This is a genomic window from Aurantibacter sp. (assembly GCF_042094015.1).
Classification (GTDB): domain Bacteria; phylum Bacteroidota; class Bacteroidia; order Flavobacteriales; family Flavobacteriaceae; genus Aurantibacter.
Genome location: NZ_JBELDZ010000101.1, coordinates 1 through 7252, shown reverse-complemented (window position 1 = coordinate 7252; position 7252 = coordinate 1). Strand labels below are relative to the sequence as shown.

Here is a 7252-nt window from a genome sequence, read left to right as displayed (position 1 = left end):
TATTAAAGGCATATATAAAACGTTACAATCTGCAGATCCAAATTATAAAATTATTGGATTTATTAATTGTGAAAAACACGAGAATTCACCTAAAAAATTTAATAAAATTGATGAATATTTGCCATCAGATTTTTTAAAGACAATTGAAGAACAGAAAATTTCTGAAATTGTAGTTGCTACATACGATTCTGAAGCTATTACATCTCAACTGTATTCAGATTTATTGTTGTTGTTAGAAAATGGTTTCCCTATAAAAGAGTATACTCAAGCATATGAAGATATGACGTTTCGTGTACCAGTTCAGTATGTAGGAAAAGATTTTTACAAATATTTCCCTTTCAGTAGAAATAATAAAAATAGACTTTATTTGGCTAGTCGTAGAACATTAGACATTTTAGTTGCGTTTGTTGGTTTGGTTTTATCTTTATTGGTTTTACCAATAATTTTAATTGGAAATTTAATAGCAAATCGTGGGCCTTTATTTTATAGTCAATATAGAGTTGGGAAAAACGCAAAAAACTTTAAGATCTATAAGTTAAGATCTATGATAGTAGAAGCAGAAAAAGATGGTGCGATTTGGGCAGAAAAAAACGATACTAGAGTTACACTTTTTGGGCGCTTTTTAAGAAAATCTAGGTTTGATGAATTACCACAATTTTACAATATTTTAAAAGGAGATATGAGTGTTGTAGGACCAAGACCAGAACGACCAGAATTTGTAACAGAATTATCTAAAAGTATTCCATTTTATCAAACCAGACATATTGTTAAACCAGGCTTAACAGGTTGGGCTCAAGTAAAATCTCGTTACGGTTCTAGTTACGATGATAGCTTAGTTAAACTTCAATACGATTTATATTATATAAAGCATAGAAGCTTTCTTTTAGACCTTAACATCTTCTTTAAAACTTTAAGTACGGTTATCTTTTATAGAGGTCAGTAAAATTTGTTTCTGAGGAACTTCGTTTAACAAGATGATATGAACACGTTTTGATGTTTTATATCAGCAGTTAAACGAAGTTAGCTTAAAAAAATGATAAAGTCAAGTTTGCTCTTAAGAGTGAATTAAAAATAAATACAATTATTTATTTTGAGATTTAACAAACCAAAACACATAAATATATCTTATTAATAAGGCAATTATTAAAGGTAATATGGTAGACGCAAAGCGTTGTACTTCAGAAATCCAATGCGTACACATTAATACAAGCATTAAAATTAAAAACATAAAGTATTTACTAACTAAAATACTTGGTGTTTTGTTTATAACTGCTTTTATAAATAATAAATTTAAAGGAAAAGCCCAAAGTATATTGTAATTGTGTGCAGTCATATTATGGTCTGTAGCAAACCATAATAAAAGTAATAAAACACCAATTAAACCTGTAATAGTAAAAATTATAACATCTAAAAAACGACTTCTCGTACTTTGTTTAAAGTCTTTGTAAGTTTTATAAATAATAAATAAAGCTAATAAAATACAAATAACTAAAGGACTCCAAAGCAGAGTTATAAAAGAGTTGTTATTTATTGGTTTAGCCTTAAAAATGGTTTTATTACTTTTTACAAGAGTTTTATTGTTTATAGTTGCTACTTTAAAAAAAGTATATACGTTTTTTGGTAAAAACATATGGTCTTTCTCTGTTGCTAATTGGTCTATTTTAGAACCTAACGCTAAATCAATACCAAAACTCTCCCACGAATTTTTGTTTAATTCGTCTTGTATTAAAGTTCTAAATGTTTTGGGAGAATAGCTTTTAGGTGTTTTAAAGTCAATACTATTATTTAATACAGTATTTGTGACTTCGTGAATTTTTGTGGCGCAATTGTCAAAAAAGAAATCGTAAGAATAAACTCTGTTTTGTGGTTTGTAATTGTTTAGAATGTAGTTGTAATAGGTTTGTTTTTCTTCAAAAGTTAAATCTAAAACTTGCTCTTTTACACTTCTGTTAAAGTATTTGTAACGATACATAAAGTCTCTGTAAGACTCTTTCCCAATAGAATAATCTAATTTGCCTTTACAGAAGTTAAGTATAAAATTTGGATCGTTAAATGGATATCTACCGTAATCATAAACAACATCTTCTTTACCATTCTTAATTCTAATTCCAGAATGTCCAAAAGCATCAGAAATGTTTTTGCCTTGCTCTATTGTAAGTATGCTTATTTTGGCCTGTTCTAATAATGTAGATTGTCCAAAGGAAAAGGTAAAAAATAGAATGGATACTAAAAAGGGAAGTCTTTTTAAGTTCATATTATCTAAATAAACTAAAATCTAATTTCACAGAAAACACATTAGAATATAAGGCTACACTTTGGTCTCCAATATCTGTAAAGGCATAATCTAAATGTACGCCTTTGTATTTAAAACCTAAACCTAAACTTGGTTGAAAAGAAGTTCTTTCGGAATTGTCAAATTGTAATTCACGTTGAAAATTCCCTACACCAGTTCTAAGGTAAACCATATCTATATAACCAAATTCAAATCCTAAAGCCGGATTTACACTTATGCTTTTGGTAGAAATAATATCGTTAGTTTGTGCAAATCTCATATTTATATCAAACTCAGCTTCTAAGCTATAATCGTGTCTATAAACAAATTTTTTACTCATTCCAATTTGAAGTTTCGGAATAGTAATTTCTGCAGTTTCTGGTAGCTCTTGATTTTGTCCTTCAACAGCATTTTGTACTCTAGCAAAGGCTTCTTCATTAAAAGCCCAATTATTATAAGTTGTAGTAATATCTCTTGCCATAATACCAAACTTCCAATTATTTTGGTTTTCAAACTGTAATGCTGCATCAAGACCAAAACCCCATGAAGAGGCGAAATCACCAATAACACGTCTAATAATTTTGGCATTAATACCATAATACAAACCTTCTATTGGTAAGTGTCTTGCATAAGAAAATGTTACACCATAATCTGCTGTAGAAAATAGTTTTATTCTATCATAGTTTACGTTTCCTTGCTCGTCTATCAACTCTGTTGTGTCAAGAATATCATCAACAGCAAAACGAATTAAACTAACACCAATAGCACTTTTTCCATCATCTAGAGGCATAGCAAAAGCAGCATAATCATAATTTGCAATGTTAGCAAAATAGCTAGAATGCATTAATGCTATTTGCTTGTCTTCTAGCTTAGCTAAACCAGCAGGATTCCAATAACCAGAATTTACATCCATAGTTTTTGCAACTACAGCATTACTCATACCTAAAGCAGCAGCATCTACACCAATATTCATAAATTCGTTAGAATATTTTCTTACGCTTTGTGCATTTAGAGATAAGCTAATAAAAACTAATAAAAGACTTACTTTAAGTTTCAATTGCAATTTTTTTACAAAGATGATACATTTTTTCAACATATTAAACTTCTAAAATAATACTATATTGTGTTTATGTTTGTTTTAGACGTAAATAGTTTGTTATTTTTACAAAAAAGAATACAAAATGGATATTAAAAAACACATTCCTAATTTTATAACTTTATTAAACTTGTTTTGCGGAAGTATTGCAGTGATTTTTGCAGTAAACAATAGTTTGATCTTAGCTGCTTTTTTTGTGTTTTTAGGTATATTTTTCGATTTCTTCGATGGCTTTTTTGCTAGAAAATTAAATGTGTCTTCCGAAATTGGCTTACAACTAGATTCTTTAGCAGATATGGTAACAAGTGGATTAGTGCCAGGAATAGTTCTATTTAAGTTAATTAGCCTATCTATTGATGCTCCTGCTTTTGCAGATACAAATACAGATTGGAATGATATGTTTCAATTTAGTGGATTTAAAGCATCTGTCTTGCCATTAATAGGTTTGTTTGTTACTTGTGCTTCTGCTTATAGATTAGCAAAGTTTAATATAGATGTAGAGCAGCAAGACTTTTTTAAAGGATTACCAACGCCAGCAAATACATTACTTATTATGTCTTTGCCTTTAATTATAGAGTTCCAGAATAACGATTTAATTAATTCTATAATTTTAAATCAATGGTTTTTAATTGGCTTAATAGTATTTAGTTGTTATATCCTTACTTCAAACATTAAGCTTTTTGCTTTAAAATTTAAAGATTATAGTTTTAAAAATAATATAATACGTTACGTGTTTTTAATATTATGCGTTGTATTATTAATAGTACTTCATTTTGCAGCAATACCATTAATTATATTGCTTTATATTTTATTATCAATTATATCTAAATAAACAAGTTTATTATGTTAGAATATCTTTTTACTTTATTAATGTTAGTAATGCTTCAAGCTGTTTTAGGTTTTGATAATTTACTTTATATTTCTTTAGAATCTAAAAAAGCGCCAGAAACAGATCAAAAAAGAGTTAGAAAAACAGGAATACTAATAGCAATTATATTAAGAATAGTGTTACTTTTTGTTCTAGTTTCTATTATTGATTTTTTTCAGGAACCGTTTTCTTTTTTAACCGGAAGTATTGGAGATGTTTTTAAATTTCAGTTTAACGGTCATAGTATTATTGTATTACTTGGTGGTGGATTTATTTTGTATACTGCAATTAAGGAAATTTGGCATATGATAGCTTTAGATGATTTAAATACAGATATAGAAGGCGGAAATAAACGAAACAAATCTGCTAGTGCAGCAATTACAAGTATTGTAATAATGAATTTAGTATTTTCTTTCGATTCTATTTTAGCTGCAATTGGTTTAACTAGCGAAATTGAAGACTCTACTATAGCATTTATAATTATGGCAATTGCTATTGTTTGTAGCGGATTATTAATGTTGTTTCTAGCCGATAGAATTTCTACATTTTTAGCTAAAAACAGAATGTACGAGGTTTTAGGTTTATTTATTTTATTTATTGTAGGTGTAATGTTATTAACCGAAGGTGGACATTTAGCACATTTAGAAATTTTTGGAGAACATATTGTACCAATGAGTAAAACAACCTTCTATTTTGTTATTGTTATTCTTGTTGTTATTGATGTAGTTCAAGGTCGATATCAAAAAAAATTAATTAAAGAAGATAAGAAACAATAGTTTTAATTGAAGCCAAAAACAGCTTATACTAATTACAATAAATTTCTAATAGCTTTAGTGGTTATTTTGGCAGGTTATATTGTTGCAGATATTTCTAACCGTTATTATGTTACACATTATAAAAACGGTAATATTGAAAACTTAAAACTTTCAAATTCTAAATATGCTTTTGGAATAGATGTATCTCATTACAATGGTGTTTTAGATTGGGACGAAATTAACAACTCAAAACATCCTATAAAGTTTATGTTTTTTCGTGCAACAATGGGTAAAGATGGAGCCGATAAGCATTTTAAACGAAATTGGGAAAATGCTAAAAAGCATCATTTTATTCGTGGTGCTTATCATTACTATAGACCAAGCGAAAGTTCTTCACTTCAGTTTGAAAACTTTGCTAGTAAAGTAGCGCTTAATAAAGGCGATTTTACGCCTGTTTTAGATATTGAAGAACAAAGTCCTTATGGCGAAGCTAATTTGCGTGTAGGTATTTTAAATTGGTTAAAATTAGCCGAAGCCAAGTATGGAAAGAAACCTATAATTTATTCAGGTTTGTCTTATTATAACAATTATTTAAAAGGTTATGTTAAAGATTATCCGTTATGGATTGCATCGTATTCTAAAAACAGCAAGTTAAAAGCTATTGATTGGAAATTCCACCAATTCTCAGAAAAAATGGTTGTAAATGGAATAGAAAGCCACGTAGACGGAAATTATTTTAATGGCTCTATTGAAGAGATGTTATTGCTTTGTGAGTAAGCTTTGTTTTTTTAAGAATAGAAAATTTCGTTTAACAAGATGATATGAACACGTTTTAATGTTTTATATCAGCAGTTAAACGAAGTTAGCTTAAAAAATTGACAAAGTCAAGTTTTACTAATTCGTTTTTATTCCTGTTAACTCTAATCCAAAAACACCTAATTTGTGAAACGTTGGCAATTGCGCGTCTGTTTTTGTTGTTGTCCAAGTATCCCAAGATGCTGGAAAACCTTGTATGGGCAAAATACTGGTCCACATTTGGAAGCTTTTAGGTTTGCTGTTTTGGTCTAAATGCCATAAATAAGCATCTCCAGGTGTAGAGCCACCAGAATTGTAAGATACTAATAAGCCTTCTTCTCCAGCTTTATTTGTTGTTATGGCTCGTGTGGTTCCAGTATCGAAAACTTTATATGGCGCAACTAGCCAAAACGTGTCGTTATTAAAATAGTTTAAGGCTTTCTGTATGTATTGATCTTTTTCTATTCCGTTATAAATTTGTTTACCAACTAAAACAGTAGAGTTTTTGGTGTTTGATAAGTCTAAATTTACTTGAAAATTTTTCCAATACACTTCGCAAGTGTTTTTAGATTTTTGCCATTTGTAATGATGCCTATTTTTAAAAGTAAATTCTATATAGTCTGTATTTTTGTATGCGTTGTAATCTAAAGCGTCTAACATTTTTTTAGCTAAAATATCTGCTTCTATACTTGGTTTAGAAATTGGTAAGTCTTCATTATATTTAAAATAAACGTAACCAAATAACAATAAAGTTGGTAACGTAAAGAATATAATAATTCCTGCTACTATTTTAAGAATACGTTTAAAAGTTAAAGGTTTTTTCATATTAAAATAAATTCGCAATAGCTTTAGCTAAAACAATTGCAGCTTCAGGTTTTTTTCTAAACCATAATTCTGGCTCAATTAGCTCTAATTCAGATAATGCTATGTTTCCATTGTTATCTTCAAAAATATCTACTCTGGCATAAATTGGTAATTCTATGCAAGCATTTACAGCATTTTCTGCAAAAATAATCTCTTTAGTTGTTGGGTTGTAATCGTGTACACTTCCGCCAAAATCATCTTGAACTCTAAAATCACCAGCTTTGGCTTTCTTTAAAACTGCATGCGTAAATTTTCCGTTAAAAACCATTAAGCTAATTTCTCCTTTTTCTACAATATTATATTGAAAAGGTTGTAGCATTAAGCTTTCTTCAGCTATTAAAGTCTTAAAAATAACTTCGTGTTGTTGTAAATTTTGCGCATTAAGTTTATATGTATGTCTTGCAGCACCAGAAATACAAGGTTTTAAAACAGTTTCTTTCCAATCTAATTCTTGATGTAATTGCGCTAAGGTTTTAGAGTTGCCTTTTTCAATAAAAAAGGTTTCAGCAATAGTCACGTTTTTTGCTTGTAAATCTTTTAAATAATGTTTATCTATATTCCATCTAATAATAGCTTCACTATTTAGAAGTTGCGTTAGCTTG

At 28.8% G+C, this 7252-nt stretch carries 8 protein-coding genes; 4 read left to right on the top strand and 4 right to left on the bottom strand.

Annotated elements, in window-relative coordinates:
• On the top strand, positions 1–943 hold a 943-nt coding region (locus ACFDSN_RS11390), incomplete at its 5' end, for a sugar transferase (RefSeq protein ID WP_375239980.1).
• 138 nt (positions 944–1081) lie between these two features.
• Here the strand turns inward: ACFDSN_RS11390 and ACFDSN_RS11385 are convergent.
• Positions 1082–2254: a DUF4105 domain-containing protein gene (locus ACFDSN_RS11385; RefSeq protein WP_375239979.1), complete on the bottom strand. Its 1173-nt coding sequence runs from the start codon at positions 2252–2254 to the stop codon at positions 1082–1084.
• A gap of 1 nt (position 2255) precedes the next feature.
• Entirely contained in the window at positions 2256–3329 is a 1074-nt protein-coding gene (locus ACFDSN_RS11380) for a PorV/PorQ family protein (RefSeq protein ID WP_375239978.1), read from the bottom strand.
• 124 nt (positions 3330–3453) lie between these two features.
• Here ACFDSN_RS11380 and ACFDSN_RS11375 point away from each other — a divergent pair, with 124 nt between their 5' ends.
• From ACFDSN_RS11375 to ACFDSN_RS11365, 3 genes are read left to right on the top strand one after another with little or no spacing between them, the layout of a single operon-like run.
• Positions 3454–4200, top strand: coding sequence for a CDP-alcohol phosphatidyltransferase family protein (locus tag ACFDSN_RS11375; protein ID WP_375239977.1), 747 nt, complete (start codon positions 3454–3456; stop codon positions 4198–4200).
• 11 nt (positions 4201–4211) lie between these two features.
• Positions 4212–5012, top strand: coding sequence for a TerC family protein (locus tag ACFDSN_RS11370; protein WP_375239976.1), 801 nt, complete (start codon positions 4212–4214; stop codon positions 5010–5012).
• A 6-nt stretch (positions 5013–5018) separates the two neighbouring features.
• Positions 5019–5768, top strand: coding sequence for a glycoside hydrolase family 25 protein (locus ACFDSN_RS11365; protein WP_375239975.1), 750 nt, complete (start codon positions 5019–5021; stop codon positions 5766–5768).
• A gap of 117 nt (positions 5769–5885) precedes the next feature.
• Here the strand turns inward: ACFDSN_RS11365 and ACFDSN_RS11360 are convergent, their stop codons facing one another.
• Together ACFDSN_RS11360 and ACFDSN_RS11355 are read right to left on the bottom strand one after the other, a co-directional pair.
• The gene (locus ACFDSN_RS11360) at positions 5886–6611 is read right to left on the bottom strand and encodes a hypothetical protein (RefSeq protein ID WP_375239974.1); all 726 of its coding nucleotides are present in this window, start codon (positions 6609–6611) and stop codon (positions 5886–5888) included.
• A 1-nt stretch (position 6612) separates the two neighbouring features.
• A partial coding sequence (locus ACFDSN_RS11355; protein ID WP_375239973.1) for a RimK family alpha-L-glutamate ligase occupies positions 6613–7252 on the bottom strand: 640 nt, incomplete at its 5' end.